The following is a 20,325-nucleotide window of genomic DNA, read 5'->3' as shown; positions in this document are numbered from 1 at the left end:
GGCGGGTTGCGGTGGACGCTGGTTTACGCCTCGACGACGGCGTGGATAAGCGTACGGCAAAACCGTGTGGTCCTGGCACCCGTTGCAGGTGTCAAGCTGTCGGGTAGGCGAGAGCTGAACGGCAGCGACGGAGTCAACCAAGAACTCGTCTCCGGGGAGATCACGGCATAAGCCGTAAAACCATTGCGCAGGGAAGGCCGGGTGTTCTCCGCTGCCCTGTATGCTCGTGTGCAGCATTTCTTGTGCTAACCGCACGCGAGACCGCGGGTGCAGCGCGCACCCGGTCTTCCCTGCGCCCTCTCGATGAGAGGGCGGGAGTTTCCAGCAAACCTCGGGCGCAATGCGTCGCGAGAATGCGAACTCATATCCAGCTGTCATCACCCGCGCATGCGGGTGATCCAGTATTCCAGAGACGCTCATGATTGAACCGATAGGCCGCGGGGTACTGGATCCCCGCCTCCGCGGGGATGACAGCTCTAGTTGGAGCTACACCATCCCCGTCATTGCGAGCGCAGCGAAGCATCCATGCCGCCACGCAAGAGAGAATGGATTGCTTTGCGGAGCCTGTCATTGGGCGCGCATTCGCGCGACCCGGTGCTCGCAATGACGCGGCGACGCCGCCCCTCAATCAAACAAGCTCGAAACCGACTCTTCCGCCGCGGTGCGGCCGATGGCTTCGGCGATCAGCGGCGCGATCGAGAGCGTGCGGATGTTGGCGGCTTTGTTGACCGCTTCCGTCGGCAGGATCGAGTCGGTGATGACGAGCTCTTTCAGCCTGGAGCCGGCGATGCGCGCGGCGGCGCCGCCCGACAGCACGCCATGGGAGATGTAGGCGTAGACTTCCTTGGCGCCGTTGGCGATCAGGGCGTCGGCCGCGTTCACCAGCGTGCCGCCGGAATCGACGATGTCGTCGATCAGGATGCAGGTATAACCGGCGCAGTCGCCGATCACGTTCATGACTTCGGATTCGCCGGCGCGTTCGCGGCGCTTGTCGATGATGGCGAGCGGCGCGTTGATCCGCTTGGAGAGGCCGCGGGCGCGCACCACGCCGCCGACGTCGGGCGACACCACCATCACATTGGCGAGGTCGAAGCGCTCCTTGATGTCGCGCACCATCAGCGGCGAGGCGTAGAGATTGTCGGTCGGGATGTCGAAGAAGCCCTGGATCTGGCCGGCATGCAGGTCGAGCGTCATGACGCGATCGATGCCGGCATGCGTGATCAGATTGGCCACCAGCTTGGCCGAAATCGGCGCGCGCGAGCCGACCTTGCGGTCCTGCCTGGCGTAGCCGAAATAGGGGATCACCGCCGTGATGCGGCGCGCGGACGAGCGGCGCAGCGCATCGGTGATGATCAGCAATTCCATCAGATGGTCGTTGGCCGGAAACGACGTCGACTGGATGATGAACGCGTCCGAGCCGCGCACGTTTTCGAGCACCTCGACGAAGATTTCGTTATCGGCAAAGCGGCGGACGCTGGCCTTGGTCAGCGGCAGATTCAGCCCTTCGGCGATGGCCTTCGCCAAAGCAGGGTTCGAATTGCCGGCGACCAGCTTGATGGAGCCGTTCTTGGCGGACATCGAGGCCTCTCCCCGCGCCTTGCTGGATACGACGTTCAGCATCTCGGATACCTGTAGCCCGGCGGGTTTCGATGCGCGAGGAGATATCAGGCAGGTGGCGCGGCTGGCAACCCGTCGCGGCTGTTTTCCCGGTTAAAAATGAGCCGATACGGGACTTTACGGGGTAGGCTTAATGGCTGCTGAAGCCGAGCGCGGCGACACCGATTGCACCCTCGGCGGGTGGGGTCTGCTCCATGCTCGCAACCGCGGAGCCGCGGAGGCCGGGCGAGGGGGCTGGCGCGGGTTGCGGTGCTTCCGGCGCGCCGTTGATCATGCCGTTGAGGCCGCTAAGGCCGGCCTGCGCGATTTTCCGCAGCACGAGATCGTCGGCGGCGGCCCAGGCGTCGCGTCCGGCCTTGCCGGCCGGTTCTTCGCCGGACAGCCGCAGCGCGCGCTGCTGGTTGTTGTCGTAGACGTCCCAGACCCAGGCGATCATGGTCTTGCCGCGCACCACCTGCGCCGAGAGATAGCTGCGCACGCGGTAGGAAGCGCCGCCCTCGCGCGAGACGATCTGCAGGTTCCGCAGTTTCGATTCGCTGTCGATGACCCCGACCATGCGGTCGAAGACGTGCGGCGGCGGGCCGTCGATCGATTCGAACGCCACGGTCGAGCCGCCGCCAGCGCTGCTGGTCGCCATCGCGAACGATCCGCTCGCCGCGCCGCCACCGGCGCAGCCGCCGAGCGCACACGAAACGGCGAGCAGCGCCGCGGCGATCATCGCGCGCGGGGCTCGCAGGCAGGAGGTTGGGATGAGGTCCCTCATTGCCCCCCGATATCGTTAAAAAGCATTAAGGTCTAGGGCAGGGGAGCCACAGCAATGGTTCAAACCCAATCACGGTTCCAAGGCGATGGCGTGAACATGCCGTCCGTAATCCGGCTCTTTGCGATGCACCGAGCGGCGGTAGCTGTAGAAGCGTTCGTCGGAATAGGTGTCGACGCCGATGTCATCGATCATCAGGACGCCGGCATTTTCCAGCCGCATCCGGATGTAGCCGGCAAGGTCGAACATCGAATGCCCGGCGCGCTCCGAGGCAATGAAGTAGGCGGCATTGCCGGCGTCGGCATCCAGAAAACGTTCGACGAACTCGCCGCCGACTTCGTAGGAGTGCTGGCGGATCAGAGGGCCGATCGCCGCGACCGTGCCGCTGCGGTCGGCGCCGAGCCTTTCCATCGCATCCACGGTGGATTCGATGATTCCGGTCAGCGCCCCCTTCCAGCCGGCATGGGCCGCGCCGATCACGCGCGCCGTGGGATCGACGAACAGGATCGGCCCGCAATCGGCTGCGGTGACGCCGATCGCAAGGCCTTCGGTGCGGGTGACCAGGGCGTCGCCGCGCGGCTTGTCCCCGGTCCATGGCCCGGTTGCCACCACGGCGTCGGGCGAATGGATCTGATGCAGGCTGACAAGGCGATCCGGTGCGACGCCCATCTGCTCGGCCATCCGGCGGCGATTTTCCGCGACGTGGGCGGCATCATCGTTCGACCCGAGGCCGCCATTGAGGCCTTCGTAAATCCCGCCGGATACGCCGCCCTCGCGGCTGAAGAAAGCGTGGCGCAAGCCCGGAATGGCCGAAAGCAACGACGATCCGTAGGTCATGACGCCTCTTCGTCGGCAGCGGCCTGTTCGTCGGACAGGCCCGCCACCGAGGTGAGATGCGGCTCCGTGATCGCCAGCACCTTGAACATCGAACCCATGCCGCCGCGGCCGCTATCGGTCAGCCGCTTCAGCGCATTGGAAATATCGGCGGATACTTCCGGCGTGGTCTTGCCCATCAGCGTCAACGCGCGGGTCTCGATGCCGAGCCGCTTGAGGAACTCGCCCTGTGTCACCGGGCCGTGGGTGCGCGCGCCCATATCCTCGGCGGCGCGCACCAGCGCCTGGAAATCGACATGGGCGGTCACGTCGGCCTGTCCTGGATTCTTCAGGGGATCGGCGAAGCTGTGGCGGGCGATGGCCTGGAAGGTGTCGCCGGCGTCGCTGCGCAGATGGCCGTAATCGATGATCAGCGCCGCGCCGTCCTGTTCGCGCACGCGCCTGGCGATCTTCATGATCTCGGCGTCTGGCCGCCATTCGAACACGGCGCCGACCGGGGCGGCCCGCACCAGCGGCGGCAGCAGCACCTCGAAGCGGGGCGTCGGCTCGTCGGCGGCCGCGAATACCAGCTTGCCGCCGTCGTCGAGCTTGACCACGCGCTCGTGCCAGCCGGTCTCGCGCTTCACCACCTGGTGTATCGGCAGCACGTCGAAATATTCGTTGGCGAAAATGACCGCAGGGCCCTCGGGCACGTCGTCGATGCTGTCGTGCCAGCTGAGATTGCGCACGCCCGACAGCGTCGCGCGCTGCTTCTCGCGCAGCACCGGATTGATCTCGACGAGGTGCGTGCTGAGCGACTGATAGAGCGGCGGCAGCACCCGCAACGCGCGCAGCGCGTCCGCCATCATGGTGCCGCGGCCGGGCCCGAGTTCGACCAGCCGCAGCGCCGGCGGCGAGCCGATCGCCCTCCAGACCGAAGCGGCCCACAATCCGAGCAGTTCGCCGAACATCTGGCTTACTTCGGGCGCGGTGGTGAAGTCGCCCTCGCGGCCGAGCGGATCGCGCGACACGTAGTAGCCGTGCTCGGGATGCATCAGGCACAATTCCATGTACCGCCAGACCGGCATCGGGCCTGACGATTGGATCAGCTTCCTGATCTCGGACTGCAGCGGCGAAAGTTCGGTCACGGCCTGCCTTGCGTTAAATTGACTTCTGCGAATGCTCCGGCGCCTTGCGCCATGCCATCACCATCAGGATGGCTCCGGCTATGATCATCGGCACTGACAACAGCATACCCATAGTCAGCCCGCCCCACAAAAATCCAAGCTGCGGGTCCGGCTCACGGAAGAACTCGCTTATTATTCGGGCAATTGCGTAGATCGCGATGAAACTGCCGAGGATCAGGCCCGGCCGTTTCAGGGCACCCATCCGAATCATGACCGCCAAGATCGTAAACAGCAGGATGCCCTCGAGCGCCGCCTCATAGAGCTGGCTGGGGTGGCGCGGCAGTGGCCCGCCATTTGGGAACACCATCCTCCACGGCACGCTGGAATCGGCCGGCCGGCCCCACAACTCGCTGTTGATGAAGTTGGCGAGCCGCCCGAGGAACAATCCGATCGGCCCGACGCCGGTGGTGATGTCGCCAAGCGACAGGATCGAGATGCCGTGTTTGCGGCAGAACAGCATCACCGCGGCGACGCAGCCGAGGAAGCCGCCATGAAACGACATGCCGCCGTTCCACAATTCGAGAATCTCGGCCGGGTGCTGCGCAAAATAGGCGGGATTGTAGAACAGCACGTAGCCGGTGCGGCCGCCGACGATGATGCCGATCGTGACCCAAAGGATGAAATCATCGAGCTGCACCAGCGTGATCGGCGCCGGCCCACCCCATAATCTCTCATTTTTGACCAGCGACCGCGCATAAATCCATCCCAGCACGATGCCGCCGATATAGGCCAGCGCATACCAGCGGATCGCGATCGGTCCGATCGAGAGCGCGATCGGATCGAATACCGGAAAGGCGATGGTCAGAAAGGGCATCTGGCTCACAGGGCTTTGGTGTAGACGGCATAGGCCACGCCGAAAATCGGCGGGGACCCTTACATCGGAACCTTGCGATCAGGTGGCGAGGTTGCGGCGATAGAGCGCCAGCAGCCGTTCCCAATGCCGCTCGGCGGCGTCGCGGTGATAGACCGGCCGCTTCGGGAAGGCGAAGCCGTGATGGGTGCCGGGATAGATCTCGACCTCGTTGTTCGATCCGTTCATACCCTGCTTCAGCTGCTCGATGATTTCAGCCGGCGCGTAGATGTCGGTTTCAGCGCAGGCGAAATACAATTCGGCCTTGGTCTTGCCGGCGGCAATATGCGGGCTGTCCGGCTGGTCGGTCGCCAGATGCGTGCCGTAGATCGAGGCTGCGGCTTTCACCTGGTCCGGAAAATGCGTCGCCGCGTTGACCGCGTAGCGGCCGCTCATGCAGTAGCCGACGGTACCGACGATGGCGGTGTTCGCAGCCTTTTGAGTCGCGGCATAGGCGAGCAGGGCCTTGGTGTCCTCCATCACCATCGGGATATTGATCGAGGCCATGAACTCGAACATCCGCTTGCGCTCGGGCGCCTCCGGGTCCGGCGGAATCGGCCCCAGCTCCATCACGCCGGAGCGGTAATACATATTGGGCAGCATCACGTAATAGCCTGACGTTGCGAGCCGCCGTGCCATGTCCCGCAGTTCCTCGCGGATCGCCGGCGCGTCCATGTAGAACAGGATGACGGGAAACGGTCCGCCGCGTTCGGGATGGGTGATGAAAGTGGTGGTCTTGCCGTCCTTGGTCTGGATGTCGATCTGCTGGTCGATCATGTGCGTTTCTGTTTTCTGATTTTGGTTCTGGGGGTGGGCGCCCGCTACGATTGCAAGGAAAGGAGGGCATGACAAGGCAAGCGGACATCACCTTGGCGTTGAACGGCACTCTTGAACCTGGGCGTTTGGATCGCCATTGTCTTGGTGGAAGCAGATCCAGTTGCAGCGACCGGAGCGTTTAGCGATGACCCAGACCAACAATCGGTTTTTCGACGAGATCGGCCGTTTGATGAACGACGCTGCCGGCGCCGCCCAGGGCGTCAAGCGCGAGGTCGATGCGGTCGTTCGCAACCAGGCCGAACGCATCCTGCGCGACCTCGACCTCGTCAAGCGCGAGGAGTTTGATGCGGTCAAGGACATGGCCCGGCTGGCGCGCGAGGAGAACGAGGCGCTGAAGGCCCGCATCGAAGCGCTGGAAGCCAGGCTCGGGGGTTCTCAGCCGGCGACCAGCTGAAGGTCGAACGGGTAGCCGATCGGCCCTTTCTCCCGGAAACGGCAGGGGCAGAAAAATCCCCTGATTTCCTTGTCATTTTGACGCTTTGGGGCTAAAAGCCCGCCACGTCCGCAGCCCCCGCACCCCTGGAGGCTTGCTGTCGGACGCTACCGGGCCGCGTTGCGGCTTTTAACTTTTTAGAAAACAAGGACTTAACACGATGGCGACCGTCAAGGAATTGAAGGCGACCGCGCGTCCGCAGAGCGGCAAGGGGGCCGCCCGGGCAGAGCGTCGCGCCGGGAGAGTTCCCGGAGTGATCTATGGCAACAACCAGCCCCCCGTGACCATCTCGGTCGACGATGCCGAACTGCGCCAGCGCATTCTGGCCGGCCGGTTCCTGACCACGATTTACGACATCGATCTCGAGGGCAAGAAGCACCGCGTGATTCCACGCGACTTCCATCTCGATCCGGTGCGCGACTTCCCGCTGCATGTCGACTTCATGCGGCTCGGTGAAGGCGCCACCATCCGCGTCAGCGTTCCCCTGCATGTGGTGAACGGCGAAACCTCGCCGGGCGTCAAGCGTGGCGGCACGGTCAACATCGTCACCCACACCATCGATCTCGAATGCTCGGTCGACAACATTCCGCAGTATGTCGAGGCCGATGCCGGCGCGCTGGAAATCAGCCATTCGCTGCATCTGTCCGACATCAAGCTGCCCGCCGGCGTCAAGTCGCTGTCGCGTGAAGACGCGACGCTGGTGACCATCGTGCCGCCGTCCGGCTACGCCGAAGAACTCAAGGCGGCTGCGGCGGCTGCTGCTGGCGGTGCTGCGGCTCCGGGTGCTGCTCCGGCGGCGGGTGCGGCTGCTGCGCCCGCAGCGGGTGCTGCTGCTCCGGCGGCGGGTGCGAAGGCGCCCGCGGCTGGCGCCAAGGCGCCTGGCGGCGACAAGAAGAAGTAAGCGAACGCGGGATGCCGCGTCATGCGCCTGTTTGTCGGCCTCGGTAATCCCGGCACGAAGTACGCGAACAACCGGCATAATATCGGTTTCGCGGTCGTCGATGAAATTGCGCGGCGTCATGGTTTCGCACCATGGCGCCGCCGTTTTCAGGGCGAGACGTCGGAAGGCACGCTTGAACGCGAGCGCGTGGTCCTGCTCAAGCCCACGACCTACATGAACGAGTCCGGGCGCGCGGTGCAGGAAGCCGCGAACTTTTTCAAGCTCGGGGTCGGTGAGATCATCGTGTTTCAGGACGAGCTCGAACTGCCGTCGGCGAAAGTGCGCGTCAAGGTCGGTGGCGGCATTGCCGGCCATAACGGGTTGCGCTCGATCTCCTCGCATATCGGCAACGACTATCGCCGGGTGCGGCTCGGGATCGGTCATCCCGGCGTCAAGGAGCTGGTACACAGCCACGTGCTGTCGGATTTCGCCAAGAGCGATCGGCCCTGGGTCGAGGCGCTGTGCGAGGCGGTCGCCGACAATGCCGGCTTGCTCGCGACCGAGCGTGCTTCGACGTTTCAGAACAAGGTGCACCTGGCGCTGCAAGCCAAGGGATTTTTAGACAAGGGCGATGACGGCGCTGTGTAACGCGCCGCCGACCGCCAGCAACAGACTTCAGGACACGTCATGGGATTCAAATGCGGTATCGTAGGCCTGCCCAATGTCGGCAAGTCGACGCTGTTCAACGCGCTGACCGAGACTGCCGCGGCGCAGGCGGCGAATTATCCGTTCTGCACCATTGAGCCGAATGTTGGCGAGGTGGCGGTGCCTGATCCCAGGCTCGACAAGCTGTCGGAGATCGCCAAATCAGCGCAGATCATCCCGACGCGGCTGACCTTCGTCGATATCGCGGGCCTGGTACGCGGCGCCTCGAAGGGCGAGGGCCTCGGCAACCAATTCCTCGCCACCATCCGCGAGGTCGACGCGGTGGCGCATGTGGTGCGCTGCTTTGAGGATTCCGACATTACCCATGTCGAAGGCAAGATCGCGCCACTGGCGGATATCGAGACCATCGAGACCGAGCTGATGCTGGCCGATCTCGACAGCCTCGAAAAGCGCGTCGACAACCTCACCAAGAAGGCCAAGGGCAACGACAAGGACGCCAAGGAACAGCTCGACCTCGTCAACCGCGCGCTGGTGCTGCTGCGCGACGGCAAGCCGGCGCGGTTCCTCGAACGCAAGGCGGAAGAAGAGCGAGCCTTTGGCATGCTCGGCCTGCTGACGTCCAAGCCGGTGCTCTATGTCTGCAACGTCGAGGAAGGCTCGGCCAAGGACGGCAACAGCTTCTCCAAAGCGGTGTTCGACCACGCCAGGAAAGAGGGCGCGGTCGCGGTGGCGATTTCGGCCAAGATCGAATCCGAGATCGCGACGCTGTCACGCGAGGAGCGTGCCGAGTTCCTCGATACGCTCGGCCTCGAGGAGGCCGGTCTCGACCGGCTGATCCGCGCCGGCTACCAGCTGCTCGACCTGATCACCTATTTCACCGTCGGGCCGAAGGAGGCCCGCGCCTGGACCATCAACCGCGGCACCAAGGGGCCCGCGGCGGCCGGCGTGATCCATACCGATTTCGAAAAGGGCTTTATCCGCGCCGAGACGATCGCCTATGCCGACTATGTCGCGCTGGGTGGCGAAGCCGGCGCACGCGATGCCGGAAAGCTGCGGCTGGAAGGCAAGGAATACGTCGTCGCTGACGGCGACGTCATGCATTTCAGGTTCAATACTTGAGAGATCCTAGTGCGTCTGGCCCTGGTCGCGGATCGCGCCGAGGTGCTCGTTGATGCGGAATACGATCAGGATGAATTCTGCGGCGATGCGTGAGAACACCACGCCGACCACGACGCTGGCGATCGAGGACAGCAGCACGATGAATCCGCCGAACGGGCTGATCGCCATCGCAGCTAGCCCTGAGAAAATGCCGGATATCCCGAACAGCACGATCAGGCCGATCACCAGCCAGTAAAAGGTCTTGATGATCGTGGGCGTGATAAAACGGTCCCACTGAAACAGATCCTGAAAATCGAACATCGGTGGTTCTCCCGGCAAGTCGAAAGTGATTCGCGTCCAGCTTTGCTCCTGAGAGCACAGGGCCTAGCTCCGAATGCGGTCCCGAGCAAGCCGAAGGCGGGCACCGGTTGCGACGGTGTTCGCCCCGTCGGGCACGAGCCATGCGGGTGGGCGGGTTGAGATTGCTGCAAATAACGGCCACAATCGGGCTTCCGCACTGTAAAATCCCCTCATGACAATGCTCACCTTCGAAGATTTCAAACCCGGCCATTTCGGTACGTTCGGACCGCGCCGCGTCACGCGCGAGGAGATCCTGGCTTACGCTGCGGAGTACGACCCGCAGCCGATGCATCTGGACGAAGCGGCCGCAGCCAAGTCGATGCTGAAGGGCCTCTCCGGGTCGGGCTGGCATCTTTGCTCGCTCATGATGCGGATGATGTTCGACGGCTTCATCGGCCGCACCGCGTCGATGGGCTCGCCTGGAGTCAACGAGATGCGCTGGCTCTCACCTCTGCGGCCGGGCGATGATCTGACGCTCGATATCGAGGTCGCGGAGGCGCGAGTCTCGCGCAGCCGTCCCGAGACCGGCATCGTGACGTTCAAGGGCGTGGTCAAGAACGCCGCCGGCGTGACGCTGTGCGAGATGGTGTCGCCGATCATCGTGCGTCGTCGCGCCGATGCCGCGGCGGAATAGGATCTTCGATGCGTTTCTTTGAGGACATTGAAATCGGTTCGCGGCGTGAGCTCGGATCGTTCACCTTCACCGCCGAGCTGATCAAGCAATTCGCCGCGCAGTTCGATCCGCAGGCGTTTCACCTCGACGAGGAGGCGGGACGCCAATCGTTGTTCGGCGGGTTGGCGGCGTCAGGATGGCATGTCGGCTCGGTCTGCATGAAGCTCTTGGTCGCCGACGGCCAGCGCCTGACGCGGGAGGCCCTTGCGCGCGGCGAGGAAGTTGCGGTCTGGGGACCGTCGCCCGGCTTTCGCGAACTGCGCTGGATCAGGCCGGTATTGGCCGGTGACACCGTCAGTTTTTCGAGTGTCGTCGAAACCAAGCGTACGTCGGAGAAGCGTCCCGAATGGGGCATCCTGCAGGCCCGCAATACCGGCGCCAACCAGCGCGGCGAACAGGTGTACTCGTTCTTGGCCACCGCGTTCGTGCCGCGGCGGAATGCGGGTTCTTGACCCGAGCCGGTATGCTTAGCGAACCGTGTCTTGGTCCGGGCGCAGTTTACCATTCTGCGAAGCAATTTATTTGCTAACACATTTTGAACTTTCTGCCTGCCATATGAGACCTAGGGGAAGTACCGAGGGCACGTCCATGGCAGATCGCAGTCACCTGAAACTTGTCGGCTTTATTTTCGCTACCGTCACGCTTTGCGTGATGCTGACGACTGCGATGGTGGTGAAGGGTTATGCCGATGGCGGCTACACGCTCGAGAGCACGTCGTCCGTCCAATAAGGTCAGGCTTTGCTAACCATGGCGCTGGATCATACCAGCACTTACCAGCCCTTGGAACTAGGCGACTGTGGTCGCCCGTCGCCGGTCAGCTGTTCCAGATCAGCGTCATCAGCACCACCGCAACCGTCAGTAGTCCGACGAACCGGACCATGAGCGTGCCCATGCCATGTGCCGAATGCGGCAGTGGATGGGTGTTGTTGGGCTGACCGTTTTGCATCTCGTATCCCTGGAAGTTTGCCTACCGTTGGGCATCCGTCCCTTGATCCCGACGCGCCGCTTATAAAGTTCAAAACAGTCACAGATCAAACGAAACCGCCGCCTTCTGTTGAAGAAGACGGCGGGTGTAGGATTTTTGCAACGGTCTGGAATCAGTAAAAGATTCCGGATCAGCTGTTGCGCAGCCCGTCGGCGGCGCGCTTCCACTGCGTGACGTTGTCGGCAATCATGCGCGTCGACTTCATCGCCGCCTGGCTGAGCTGCGCATAGCCGGAGATTTCGCGCTGAACGCGCTGGCCTTCGGCATGCAGGAGATCGCGCAGGCTCTCGAGTTCCGAAATCAGCTTCTCGATTTCAGCAAGCGAGGTTCCGGCGACGCGCTGGATCAGCGAGTTGACGTTGTTGACGGTGGCCTCTGCGCTGGCATCGAGCGGCACAGTTTCCGCGGCACCGGCAGGCGGACGGCGCAGATAGGCGATATCGTTGCGGACGAAGTCGCGGATCCCGGCCTCGACTTCCGACACCGCAGCGAGGTTGCTGTCGACGACATCCTCAGTTGATTCAATTTGTTCGGTTCGATTGGTAGCGTTCATCGGCCATTCCTCTGTTTCGCGAAAAGCGAGCGCGGACGTCCCCCGCACGACGAAGTGAAGCGGTCCTATCAGTAGTGTGGAATTTGACCGCATCTGGGCCAATATGCGGCAATGCTGCATCATTCTGAAAAGGATTGGCGAAGCAGGGGCTTACCAGCTGTGCTTGAAGCCTGCGCCAAAACTCTTGTTAACGACGCCCGACGGGGTCTCGCCGACGGAACCCGAGATGGTGACGCCGTCGAACAGTTTTTGTTCGGCGCCGACCTTGCGCAGCCATTTGTCGTCCGAGGTCGACAGCGTCTGGCCGGCCATGAAGCTGGTGCCGGTGTCGGCGATGCTCAGGCGCGCCGACTGGTCGGTCTCATAGCTGCGGGTTGGATGGCTGATGATGCCGGGCACCGGAACGATGCCCTGCTGGATCAGATTGTAGCCGTTGTGCAGCGTGAGCGAATATTCCTCGCCGATCGGCAGCGATTTGCTCAAGGAGGTGCCGAGCTTGCCCTGGTCCGCGCCGGGATCGACGCGGGCTTCGACTGACGTCTTGTCCCAGATCGAGCCGACACCCGGCGCTGTGATCGCGGCCCAGGCGGTGCCGGACGATTGCGGCAGGCTGCCGCCATTGGCGAGTTTTTCCGACAACAGCTCCTGGGCCGTCAGTGTGCCTTGCCGGGCAACCGTCATGTCGGCGCCGATCCGCGCATCCCAGAACGGGGTCAGCGACTGCTTGACCGACACGGCGGAGCTGCCGTTGGCCTTTTCGTTCGCCGACCAGGCCGTATCCGCGCCGGTCGCGGCCGCGGCTTTCGACGCGGCGCGGGTTTTTGCGGCAGGCCCGGTCAGGGGCGCGGCATCGAGATCGAGCTGGCTCCAGTCGAGCTTGGAGACGTCGATATCCTTCATGATATCGGGGTCATTGACATCCGGCGCCGCTGCGACGTCAGGCGCCGCCGCGACGTCGGCCGCTTCCTCCGCCGGCTCCTCGGTATCTTCATCAGCGGGCGGCGTTTGCGCCGCCACGGCCAGTACCGCAGCCAGGCTGAAGCCGGCCACCAGTAACGGCAGCCTTATCCAGCCAAATCGTGTCGTGGAAGTCATAACCCGCCCGCATTCCAAATCGGGCAGAGAATGCGTCGGCGGTGGTGCGAAATTATGGCGAGGGCGCATTCGCGCGCCCTCGCATTCCGTCATTTCCGGGCCGTCAGCGCCGGCGCTGCTTCGCTGCTCGATCAAGCGCGAAGCGCGCGTCACGCTGGTGTCGCAACCACGTCTCCAGGGGCTGGTGAAGAGGACGTGGGTCCCCGCGACCTCTGGCGCGACGACGCGCTTCGGGCCGGCCATGACGAAGGGGATTGTGGGCTAGACCGCCATTCGCGGCAGATGGATGGGATAACCCACCGCCTGTTCGACCAGGTCGAAGGTGTCGACCAGCACGCGCAGGTTGGTCAGCTTGCCGGCCTTGAACTGCGCGAAATGCGCAACCCGCAGGCTGATCGGCTTGTTGGAATCCAGCGCGGTCAGCGAATAGCGCATCATCGATGCGGCGGAATCGACCCCCAGCATGATCGACTCGCGGTCGAAGCGATGGACGCGGATGTTCTCGGCGATCTGCCTGACTACCTCGATCACGGCCGCCTTGCCCCGGCGCGAGCCGAAGAACGGAAACATGTCGATCGGGCCATAGATCGCCCAATCGACGTCCTCGTCGAGCAGGGCTTCGAGATCGGCGGGCTGGCGTTCATTGATCGCACGATGCAACGCGCGCGAAAAACGCCAGAGACTATGCTCTGTCATTTGAATTGGTCCTTGAAACTGATTTCAAACGGCAACGGCCCAGGGCGTCCGCGTCGACGCCGTGCCAGTCGCTAAATTCATTGGTATACTAACAATAGGCGTTTTTCGCCAAAATACAACCGACGTTTCTGCATTGCACAAATGCGGGATGCGCCGTGTTTTTACCGCCCTGGCGCCCGTTTTTACCGCTCCCGGCGGCGCGCCGGCTCGCGCTCGATGGCGATCTCGGCGTCCTTGAACGCGATCACGCCGAACAGTAAAGCGCCCGCGATGCCGCCTATCGCGGCGCCCAGCGGCATGAAGGTGAAGAACACCAGCATGCCGTTATAGCCTTCAAAACTCGTGACTTTAAAGATTTCGACCCAGGCCAGCCCGGCCCCGATGCCAAGCGCTGCACCCCCCAGCGCCCCCAACGCCAAACCAAGCAGAGCCAGCAACGCGATCTTCAAATGTTCTTTTGCCCCGGAAAAAGCCTTGTGGTGTGTCGCCGCCGGGGCGGTGAGGTTCAATGTCGCGGGGGAAATAGGCCGAAGGGCCAGGGCCAAAGGCCGGCTCTACTCCGGCTTATCGTTCCTCAGGATCGCGCTGACGTCGCGCTCCAGCACCTGCTCGACCATGTCGAAGGTGTCGATGATCTCGCGGATCTGGGCGATGCGGCCGTCGCGGAAGGTATAAAACGCCGCGATGTCGAACTGCACCATCCGCTGATTGCTGCGCTTGCGGAAGAACACCCGGATGTTCGCCGCCACGCTGTCGCCCTCGGCGACCAGTATCGGCACCTCACAGCGCATCTCCGAATAGCGGGCGTGAACGGTGGTCCACATTTCGCGCATCGCTTCCGTGCCCCGGCGATGACCCATGTGGGGAAGCAGGTCGACCGGGGCGTTGGCGACGAATTCGACATCGTCGGTGCAGCGCGCCAGCGCGCCCTCGATGTCGCCGGCATAGTAGACGTCGAGGAAATTCAGTAGGCGCTGCCGATGCAGGTCCGCGGTCATCGTCTTTCTCCGCCGAGTTTCAACCTGGCTCGCAGCGGTCGGTTCCTATCGCCATAACACGGCGGCCGATCCGCAAAAGCAGGCGCAAAGTCTGACGTCGCCAGTCCGGAACCGGTTCACTACCTTGAGCTGGGGCTGGTCAGCCTGCGCTTGTCCTGCCCGGTGCTGTGAAGCTGGATTCGAATTTCAAACAGCCTGGACGACGCAGCTATTGCGGAGCGACGTCGTCTATGATTCGTCGTCCCGGGCTTGACCCGGGACCCATACCGCGTGATCTCGATGAAGCTCAGTAGCAGAGACCGTTCGCAAAACTTCTCCCTGTGGTTATGGGTCCCGGCTCAAGGCCGGGACGACGCGGATATAGCTTCGCATTCTCGCGGCGCGATGCGCCCGAGGTTTGCGGGAATTCTTCCGCCCCCCTCGAAATCAGAGGGCGCAGGGAATGCCGGATGCGCGCTGCACCCGCGGTCTCATGTGCGATTGTGCAACAAGATGGTGCACACGAGCATACAGGGCAGCGGAGAACATCCGACATTCCCTGCGCAATGGCTTTACGGCTTATGACGCGCTCTCCCCGGTGAGACGGCCTCTATTGCCACCGTCGCCCCTCGGAAGCGTTGGCTCCCGCAGGACTTAACGCCGTTACGGGCGCCAGGACCACACGCTTTCGCCGTACGCTTCAGCCACGACCGTCAATCGCAACCTCAGCGTCCACCGCGACCCGCCCCTCGTCGTGACGACGGCCGACGCCCCTCTTGATAGGACGGGATGGCGATTAGATGCGCACTGATTTGGGTCGGACGGCAACAAGAATATTTTTGATTTACAGAAATTTTATGCTTGACATGATTTCCGTAAAACAGAAGTGATTTGCCCGTCGTGCCGTTTTGCCGCAGCTGTTCGCTACTGTAATCGTCGTCCCGGCTCAAGGCCGGGACGACGTAACTCGGACAGTGTGCCTCACTGCGGCGTCACCTTGCGCGTGACGAGATCGATGATGAATTTGCCGCGCTTCTCGTAGCCTTCAGGCACATAGGCCTCGCCGCGCGACAGCGTGCCAAAGACTTCCTTCGGTTTGGGAAAGCCCTTGCGGCAGGCCTTCCTGATCGTTGCCGCGTCGGCATGGCGAACCATCACGGTCACCGTCTGCGGCCGCGGCCCGGCCTTGATGTCCGAGACTTCGAAATATTTCGAACGCTCCTTGCAGGTGACGACGTTGGCGCCATAGGCGCGAATGGAATCCACCGCGGTGATCAGAAAATCCGGCGAGATACTGACGTTCCGGCTGTAGTCCTGGGTGAACACGAACTCGGCGACGCCGGTTTCCAGATTGCCCTGACCGATATGGCTGGTGATGCACATCAGCGAATCCTGTTGCGCGCCCTTCGCCAGGGTGATGCAGTCGTTGACCTGCGAGCCCGGCTGAAAACTCCTGAAGATGGTCTTGCCGCCGATCTGCTCGAACACGACGGCGCCGCCATTATCGGTCGCGTGCGGCTCGCATCCGCTCTCGTAATTGACCACCAGCAAGGGATTGCTCGAGGTGATGAACCGGCCGCGATGGCGATCGGCGGTCAGCTTGACGTCGCATTCGCGGTCTCCCGCATCCGGATAATTCTTCGCCCGCTTGCAGGTCGATCTCTCGATATCGGCGGCGTCGCAAAACGTCGACAGCAGCGCGCGGTCGGCATCGTCGGCGCGAGCCGGGCTGGCGAGCAGGCAGGCGCCGGCAATGGCCAGCGCGACGATGGCAGCAAACGATTTCGGCATCGGGCGGATCACGGTTTCAGTCGGCGGGAACAATTAGTTCATGTTGGCTTGGTCGGCGCAAGGCTGGGACGCGTTCACGCCGGGAACGAGTACGGCCTGTCCCGCGTTTCTCCTGCTATCAATGGAGAATCTGATGACCAAACCGCTTGAGAAAACCATTACGCCCGTTCCCGAGGAGAACCAGAGCCCCAAGGGCCCCGGCAGCACGCCGAAGGTGCCCGTCGATACCACCAAGGGCCATCGCGACGACGAGAAGAACAACATCAATGAACAGGGCGACCACGGGAATATGACGCAGAACACGAGTAATCGACGGTCGGGGTGACTGTCATTCCGGGGCGCGAAGCGAACCCCAGATGCGCAATTGCGCATCGGGGAATCTCGAGATTCCGGGTTCGTCGCTTTCGCGACGCCCCGGAATGACGGCTGAATGCGTGACGCGCATCACGTCACGCCTCTGCGCGACAACCTAGTCTGGCGGCTTCAACGTCCCCAACAGGACCACAGGAGCCGCCGCCATGAACGCCATCACTGCGCCGAAATCCCCCAGCCTCAACCGACTCGAAGGCATGACGCTGACCGCTTTGCTGCAGGCCATGCCGACCTATGCGGTTGCGGCGATGCTGCTGAAACTTGCCGGCAGTGCCCAGATCGTCAGTCCTCCCCGTGGCGCCGTGATCTTCGTCGTGATGGCCTCGTTCTTCCACGCACTGATCGTGCCCTGGCTCGCCCCGAAATACCCAAAACTGTTCAAGGCCAGTTACGAGCCGCTGTTCTTCGATGCCAGCCTGTCTTTCTCGGAGAAGGTGCTGCGCTGGCGCACCCAGCCGATGGCTTCGCTGCAACTGCTCACGAGCACGGTGATGCTGTCGCTGCTGGCGGTGGCGATGTTGATCGCAGGGTGAACTGTCTCACCGTCATTCCGGGGCGATGCGGAGCATCGAACCCGGAATCCATGACCACGATCGGGAGTATGGATTCCGGACAGCCGCTTCGCGGCTTCCGGAATGACGACTTTAATGGCTGATCGCTACCTCTTCTTCCACCCGCCCCGATGCCCCGGCGCGCCCCCACTGGAACGCGGCGCTGGCCCGAACTCCGGCCCCGACTGGCGCGAGTCGGTGGGCTGGAAGATTTTGGTGTTGCCGCCGATGTCGGGTTTGCGCGGTTTGGCGCCGCTGGGGCGGTAGGGCAGGGACTCCGGGCCGTGCATTTCGTCCAGGTGGGGTTTGTGGACTTTGGAGGCACTGCCGCTGCCGACAGATTTCACCCCACCCCGCGCGCCTGCTGCGCGCGACCCTCCTCCAGGGGAGGGTGAAGAGAAGCCGCCGCGCTTCTTCATCGCGCTGGCCGGCAAATTGGCGGAGTCGCCGTATTTCTTCGTGCCGGCGTAAGCGCCGGCTTTTGCGGCCACGCCACGCTGCTTGATGGTGGGGTCGTCGACCACAGCGAGCTCCGTGGCGCGGAGGCGTTTGACTTCGTCGCGGAGTCTTGCGGCTTCCTCGAAGTTAAGGTCGGCGGCGGCTTCGCGCATGCGGGTTTCGAGATCGTTCAGCACGGTCTCGAAATTGTGGCCGATTGAGATGACGTCGTCGGCCATGCCGCCGTCGCCGATTTCCACCAGCACATGGTCGCGCTCGTAGACGCTGTTCATGATGTCGCCGATGGACTTCTTGATGCTTTCGGGCGTGATGCCGTTGGCGGTGTTGTATTCGACCTGCTTCTCGCGGCGGCGGTCGGTTTCGGCGATGGCGCGCTCCATCGAGCCGGTCATCTGGTCGGCATAGAGGATCACCTTGCCGTCGACGTTGCGCGCGGCGCGGCCGATGGTCTGGATCAGCGAGGTCTCGCTGCGCAAAAAGCCTTCCTTGTCGGCATCGAGGATTGCGACCAGCGCGCATTCGGGAATGTCGAGGCCCTCGCGCAAGAGGTTGATGCCGACCAGCGCGTCGAACGCGCCGAGACGGAGATCCCTGATGATCTCGATGCGCTCGATCGTGTCGATATCAGAGTGCATGTAGCGCACGCGAATGCCCTGCTCGTGCAGATATTCGGTGAGATCTTCCGCCATGCGCTTTGTCAGCACCGTGATCAGGCTGCGATAACCGGCCTGCGCGGTGGCGCGGACTTCGCCGACGAGGTCGTCGACCTGCGTGCGCGCCGGGCGGATGTTGACCGGCGGATCGATCAGGCCGGTGGGGCGGATCACCTGTTCGACGAACACGCCGCCGCTTTCGTTCAGCTCCCAGCCTGATGGCGTCGCCGACACCGCGACCGATTGCGGGCGCATCATGTCCCACTCCTCGAAGCGCAGCGGGCGGTTGTCCATGCAGGAGGGCAGCCGGAAACCGTATTCGGCCAGCGTCGCCTTGCGCCGGAAGTCGCCTTTGAACATGGCGCCGATCTGCGGAACGGTGACATGGCTTTCGTCGGCGAACACAAGCGCGTTGTCGGGGACGTATTCGAACAGCGTCGGCGGCGGCTCGCCGGGTCGGCGGCCGGTGAGGTAGCGCGAATAGTTCTCGATGCCGGCGCAGCTTCCCGTCGCTTCCATCATTTCGAGATCGAACGTAGTCCGCTGCTCCAGCCGCTGCGCTTCCAGGAGCCGACCCTGGTTGTTGAGCTGGTCGAGCCGCAGCTTCAATTCCGACTTGATCGACTTGATGGCCTGCACCAGCGTCGGTCGCGGTGTCACATAGTGCGAATTGGCGTAGATCTTGATGAATTCGAGATCGTCCTGCTTGTGGCCGGTGAGCGGATCGAACTCCTCGATATTTTCGACGGTGTCGCCGAACAGGTTCACGCGCCAGGCACGGTCTTCATAGTGCGCCGGGAAAATGTCGATGACGTCGCCGCGCACGCGAAAGGTGCCGCGGGTGAAATCGGCCTGGGTGCGCTTGTATTGCAAGGCGACGAGGTCGGCGATCAATTGGCGCTGGTCGATGCGCTCGTTCTTCTTCAGCGCAAACGTCATCGCGGTATAGGTCTCGACCGAGCCGATACCGTAGATGCACGATACCGACGCGACGATGATGACGTCGTCGCGTTCCAGCAGCGCGCGCGTCGCCGAGTGGCGCATGCGGTCGATCTGCTCGTTGATCGAGGAGTCCTTTTCTATGTAGGTGTCGGTGCGCGGCACATAGGCTTCGGGCTGGTAGTAGTCGTAGTAGGAGACGAAGTATTCCACGGCGTTGTCGGGGAAGAAGCTCTTGAACTCGCCATAGAGCTGCGCCGCCAGCGTCTTGTTCGGCGCCAGGATGATGGCGGGGCGCTGCGTCGCCTCGATCACCTTGGCCATGGTGTAGGTCTTGCCGGAACCGGTGACGCCGAGCAGCACCTGGGTGCGGTCGTTGCGCTGGATGCCCTCGACCAATTCCTTGATCGCGGTCGGCTGGTCGCCCTTCGGCTCGTATTCGGACTTGATCTCGAAGCGCACGCCGCCTTCGGATTTCTCCGGGCGGGGCGGGCGGTGCGGCGTCCAGACCTTCACGCCGCCGCCTTCGCCCTTGAATTCGGGGCGGCCCTCGCGGATCAGATCTTCCAGCGCATCGGCGGTGGCCTGGACGCCGAGCGCCTCCATCTTGTTGCGCGGCGGCCGCGCCAGCGCGGCGGCGTCTTCCTCTTCGGTGGTGAAACCGAATTGTTTTGCCAGTTCCGGATCGAGCGTCGGGATCGTGGCGGAGGTGCCGTAATTGGCCTGCGGGGCTTCGTCGAGGCCATCCGGATTGCTTCGTGCGCCCGGCGGCTGCGGATTCGGGCGCAGCGGTTGCGGATAGGGATCGGCGGAACTTGGTGGAAAATTCTTCGGCGTCGACGATCGCGCGCGATGCACGGCGGCTTCGCCGCCGGAACGGCGATCCTTCGAATTATCCGGCGGCGGCTGCAGGCCGGTGCCCGAGCCCATGCCGGCATCGCCGCGGTTGATCGCGGGATTGAGCAGTTCCGCCAAAGCGGGCCCGATCGGCTGAACTTCCGGCCGGTGCGCTTTGGATTTCGGGGTTTTGCCTGATTTTTTTGGGGAGTCGGGTTTCTTCGCCATGGGGCGAATATGGGG

Annotated in this window: 24 protein-coding genes; 9 read left to right on the top strand and 15 right to left on the bottom strand. The window is 63.1% G+C overall.

Translation table 11 applies throughout. The annotated features are described in order from the left end of the window. Positions 1–624: 624 nt before the first annotated feature. The 6 genes from JQ609_RS14930 to JQ609_RS14905 form a co-directional block, all read right to left on the bottom strand. On the bottom strand, positions 625–1,578 hold the full coding sequence (locus JQ609_RS14930; protein WP_212273956.1) for a ribose-phosphate pyrophosphokinase: 954 nt from the start codon (positions 1,576–1,578) through the stop codon (positions 625–627). A gap of 169 nt (positions 1,579–1,747) precedes the next feature. After that, positions 1,748–2,380, bottom strand: coding sequence for a hypothetical protein (locus JQ609_RS14925; RefSeq protein ID WP_212273943.1), 633 nt, complete (start codon positions 2,378–2,380; stop codon positions 1,748–1,750). A gap of 69 nt (positions 2,381–2,449) precedes the next feature. After that, a complete protein-coding gene (pgeF, locus tag JQ609_RS14920; RefSeq protein ID WP_212273942.1) occupies positions 2,450–3,214 on the bottom strand; it encodes a peptidoglycan editing factor PgeF in 765 nt (254 codons plus the stop codon). After that, complete coding sequence (locus JQ609_RS14915) at positions 3,211–4,338, bottom strand: class I SAM-dependent methyltransferase (RefSeq protein ID WP_212207186.1); 1,128 nt, start codon at positions 4,336–4,338, stop codon at positions 3,211–3,213. Before JQ609_RS14915 ends, pgeF begins: the two co-directional genes overlap by 4 nt. A gap of 13 nt (positions 4,339–4,351) precedes the next feature. Continuing rightward, positions 4,352–5,191: a prolipoprotein diacylglyceryl transferase gene (gene lgt, locus JQ609_RS14910; protein ID WP_212273941.1), complete on the bottom strand. Its 840-nt coding sequence runs from the start codon at positions 5,189–5,191 to the stop codon at positions 4,352–4,354. A 78-nt stretch (positions 5,192–5,269) separates the two neighbouring features. After that, a complete protein-coding gene (locus JQ609_RS14905; RefSeq protein WP_212273940.1) occupies positions 5,270–6,004 on the bottom strand; it encodes a dienelactone hydrolase family protein in 735 nt (244 codons plus the stop codon). 184 nt (positions 6,005–6,188) lie between these two features. Between JQ609_RS14905 and JQ609_RS14900 the strand changes: the two genes are divergently transcribed. The 4 genes from JQ609_RS14900 to ychF all read left to right on the top strand — a co-directional run bounded on the left by JQ609_RS14900 (position 6,189) and on the right by ychF (position 9,162). After that, the gene (locus JQ609_RS14900; RefSeq protein WP_211998495.1) at positions 6,189–6,458 is read left to right on the top strand and encodes an accessory factor UbiK family protein; all 270 of its coding nucleotides are present in this window, start codon (positions 6,189–6,191) and stop codon (positions 6,456–6,458) included. 199 nt (positions 6,459–6,657) lie between these two features. After that, positions 6,658–7,398 (top strand): 50S ribosomal protein L25/general stress protein Ctc, encoded by a 741-nt coding sequence (locus JQ609_RS14895; RefSeq protein ID WP_212207189.1) that lies wholly within the window; start codon positions 6,658–6,660, stop codon positions 7,396–7,398. Between the two features lie 21 nt (positions 7,399–7,419). Then, a complete protein-coding gene (pth, locus tag JQ609_RS14890; protein WP_212273939.1) occupies positions 7,420–8,025 on the top strand; it encodes an aminoacyl-tRNA hydrolase in 606 nt (201 codons plus the stop codon). 39 nt (positions 8,026–8,064) lie between these two features. Next, complete coding sequence (gene ychF, locus JQ609_RS14885) at positions 8,065–9,162, top strand: redox-regulated ATPase YchF (RefSeq protein ID WP_212207191.1); 1,098 nt, start codon at positions 8,065–8,067, stop codon at positions 9,160–9,162. A gap of 6 nt (positions 9,163–9,168) precedes the next feature. On the opposite strand, the gene JQ609_RS14880 is transcribed toward ychF, so the two are convergent. Then, complete coding sequence (locus JQ609_RS14880; protein ID WP_192737670.1) at positions 9,169–9,462, bottom strand: DUF4282 domain-containing protein; 294 nt, start codon at positions 9,460–9,462, stop codon at positions 9,169–9,171. A 211-nt stretch (positions 9,463–9,673) separates the two neighbouring features. Between JQ609_RS14880 and JQ609_RS14875 the strand changes: the two genes are divergently transcribed. The 3 genes from JQ609_RS14875 to JQ609_RS14865 all read left to right on the top strand — a co-directional run bounded on the left by JQ609_RS14875 (position 9,674) and on the right by JQ609_RS14865 (position 10,903). Then, the gene (locus JQ609_RS14875) at positions 9,674–10,135 is read left to right on the top strand and encodes a MaoC family dehydratase (RefSeq protein WP_212273938.1); all 462 of its coding nucleotides are present in this window, start codon (positions 9,674–9,676) and stop codon (positions 10,133–10,135) included. Positions 10,136–10,143: 8 nt separating this feature from the next. Then, positions 10,144–10,626: a MaoC family dehydratase gene (locus tag JQ609_RS14870; protein ID WP_212207193.1), complete on the top strand. Its 483-nt coding sequence runs from the start codon at positions 10,144–10,146 to the stop codon at positions 10,624–10,626. 136 nt (positions 10,627–10,762) lie between these two features. Beyond that, positions 10,763–10,903, top strand: coding sequence for a hypothetical protein (locus tag JQ609_RS14865; protein WP_192737667.1), 141 nt, complete (start codon positions 10,763–10,765; stop codon positions 10,901–10,903). Between the two features lie 85 nt (positions 10,904–10,988). Here JQ609_RS14865 and JQ609_RS35540 read toward each other — a convergent pair whose 3' ends face one another. From JQ609_RS35540 to JQ609_RS14835, 7 genes are all read right to left on the bottom strand, one after another. Next, entirely contained in the window at positions 10,989–11,120 is a 132-nt protein-coding gene (locus JQ609_RS35540; protein ID WP_283813723.1) for a hypothetical protein, read from the bottom strand. A 169-nt stretch (positions 11,121–11,289) separates the two neighbouring features. After that, positions 11,290–11,712 carry a hypothetical protein gene (locus JQ609_RS14860; RefSeq protein ID WP_212207195.1) on the bottom strand — a complete coding sequence of 141 codons (423 nt, stop codon included), beginning with the start codon at positions 11,710–11,712 and terminating at the stop codon, positions 11,290–11,292. Positions 11,713–11,862: 150 nt separating this feature from the next. After that, complete coding sequence (locus tag JQ609_RS14855) at positions 11,863–12,807, bottom strand: hypothetical protein (RefSeq protein WP_212273937.1); 945 nt, start codon at positions 12,805–12,807, stop codon at positions 11,863–11,865. Between the two features lie 261 nt (positions 12,808–13,068). Beyond that, the gene (locus JQ609_RS14850) at positions 13,069–13,503 is read right to left on the bottom strand and encodes a nuclear transport factor 2 family protein (RefSeq protein WP_212273936.1); all 435 of its coding nucleotides are present in this window, start codon (positions 13,501–13,503) and stop codon (positions 13,069–13,071) included. A 182-nt stretch (positions 13,504–13,685) separates the two neighbouring features. Further along, complete coding sequence (locus tag JQ609_RS14845; RefSeq protein ID WP_212207412.1) at positions 13,686–13,952, bottom strand: hypothetical protein; 267 nt, start codon at positions 13,950–13,952, stop codon at positions 13,686–13,688. A gap of 105 nt (positions 13,953–14,057) precedes the next feature. Then, positions 14,058–14,501, bottom strand: coding sequence for a nuclear transport factor 2 family protein (locus JQ609_RS14840; RefSeq protein ID WP_212273935.1), 444 nt, complete (start codon positions 14,499–14,501; stop codon positions 14,058–14,060). A gap of 960 nt (positions 14,502–15,461) precedes the next feature. Continuing rightward, positions 15,462–16,271 carry a hypothetical protein gene (locus tag JQ609_RS14835; RefSeq protein ID WP_212273934.1) on the bottom strand — a complete coding sequence of 270 codons (810 nt, stop codon included), beginning with the start codon at positions 16,269–16,271 and terminating at the stop codon, positions 15,462–15,464. A 133-nt stretch (positions 16,272–16,404) separates the two neighbouring features. Here JQ609_RS14835 and JQ609_RS14830 point away from each other — a divergent pair, with 133 nt between their 5' ends. Both JQ609_RS14830 and JQ609_RS14825 read left to right on the top strand, forming a co-directional pair. Then, positions 16,405–16,596 carry a hypothetical protein gene (locus tag JQ609_RS14830; RefSeq protein ID WP_212207199.1) on the top strand — a complete coding sequence of 64 codons (192 nt, stop codon included), beginning with the start codon at positions 16,405–16,407 and terminating at the stop codon, positions 16,594–16,596. Between the two features lie 193 nt (positions 16,597–16,789). Beyond that, positions 16,790–17,176: a hypothetical protein gene (locus JQ609_RS14825; protein ID WP_212273933.1), complete on the top strand. Its 387-nt coding sequence runs from the start codon at positions 16,790–16,792 to the stop codon at positions 17,174–17,176. Between the two features lie 125 nt (positions 17,177–17,301). Here JQ609_RS14825 and uvrB read toward each other — a convergent pair whose 3' ends face one another. Then, a complete protein-coding gene (gene uvrB / locus JQ609_RS14820; RefSeq protein ID WP_212273932.1) occupies positions 17,302–20,310 on the bottom strand; it encodes an excinuclease ABC subunit UvrB in 3,009 nt (1,002 codons plus the stop codon). Between the last annotated feature and the right edge of the window lie 15 nt (positions 20,311–20,325).

Origin of the sequence: Bradyrhizobium sp. AUGA SZCCT0169, assembly GCF_018130085.1 — a bacterium.
Lineage (GTDB): Bacteria > Pseudomonadota > Alphaproteobacteria > Rhizobiales > Xanthobacteraceae > Bradyrhizobium.
The sequence above is the reverse complement of the archived record's forward strand: the minus strand, read 5'-3'. Positions and strand labels throughout refer to the sequence as shown.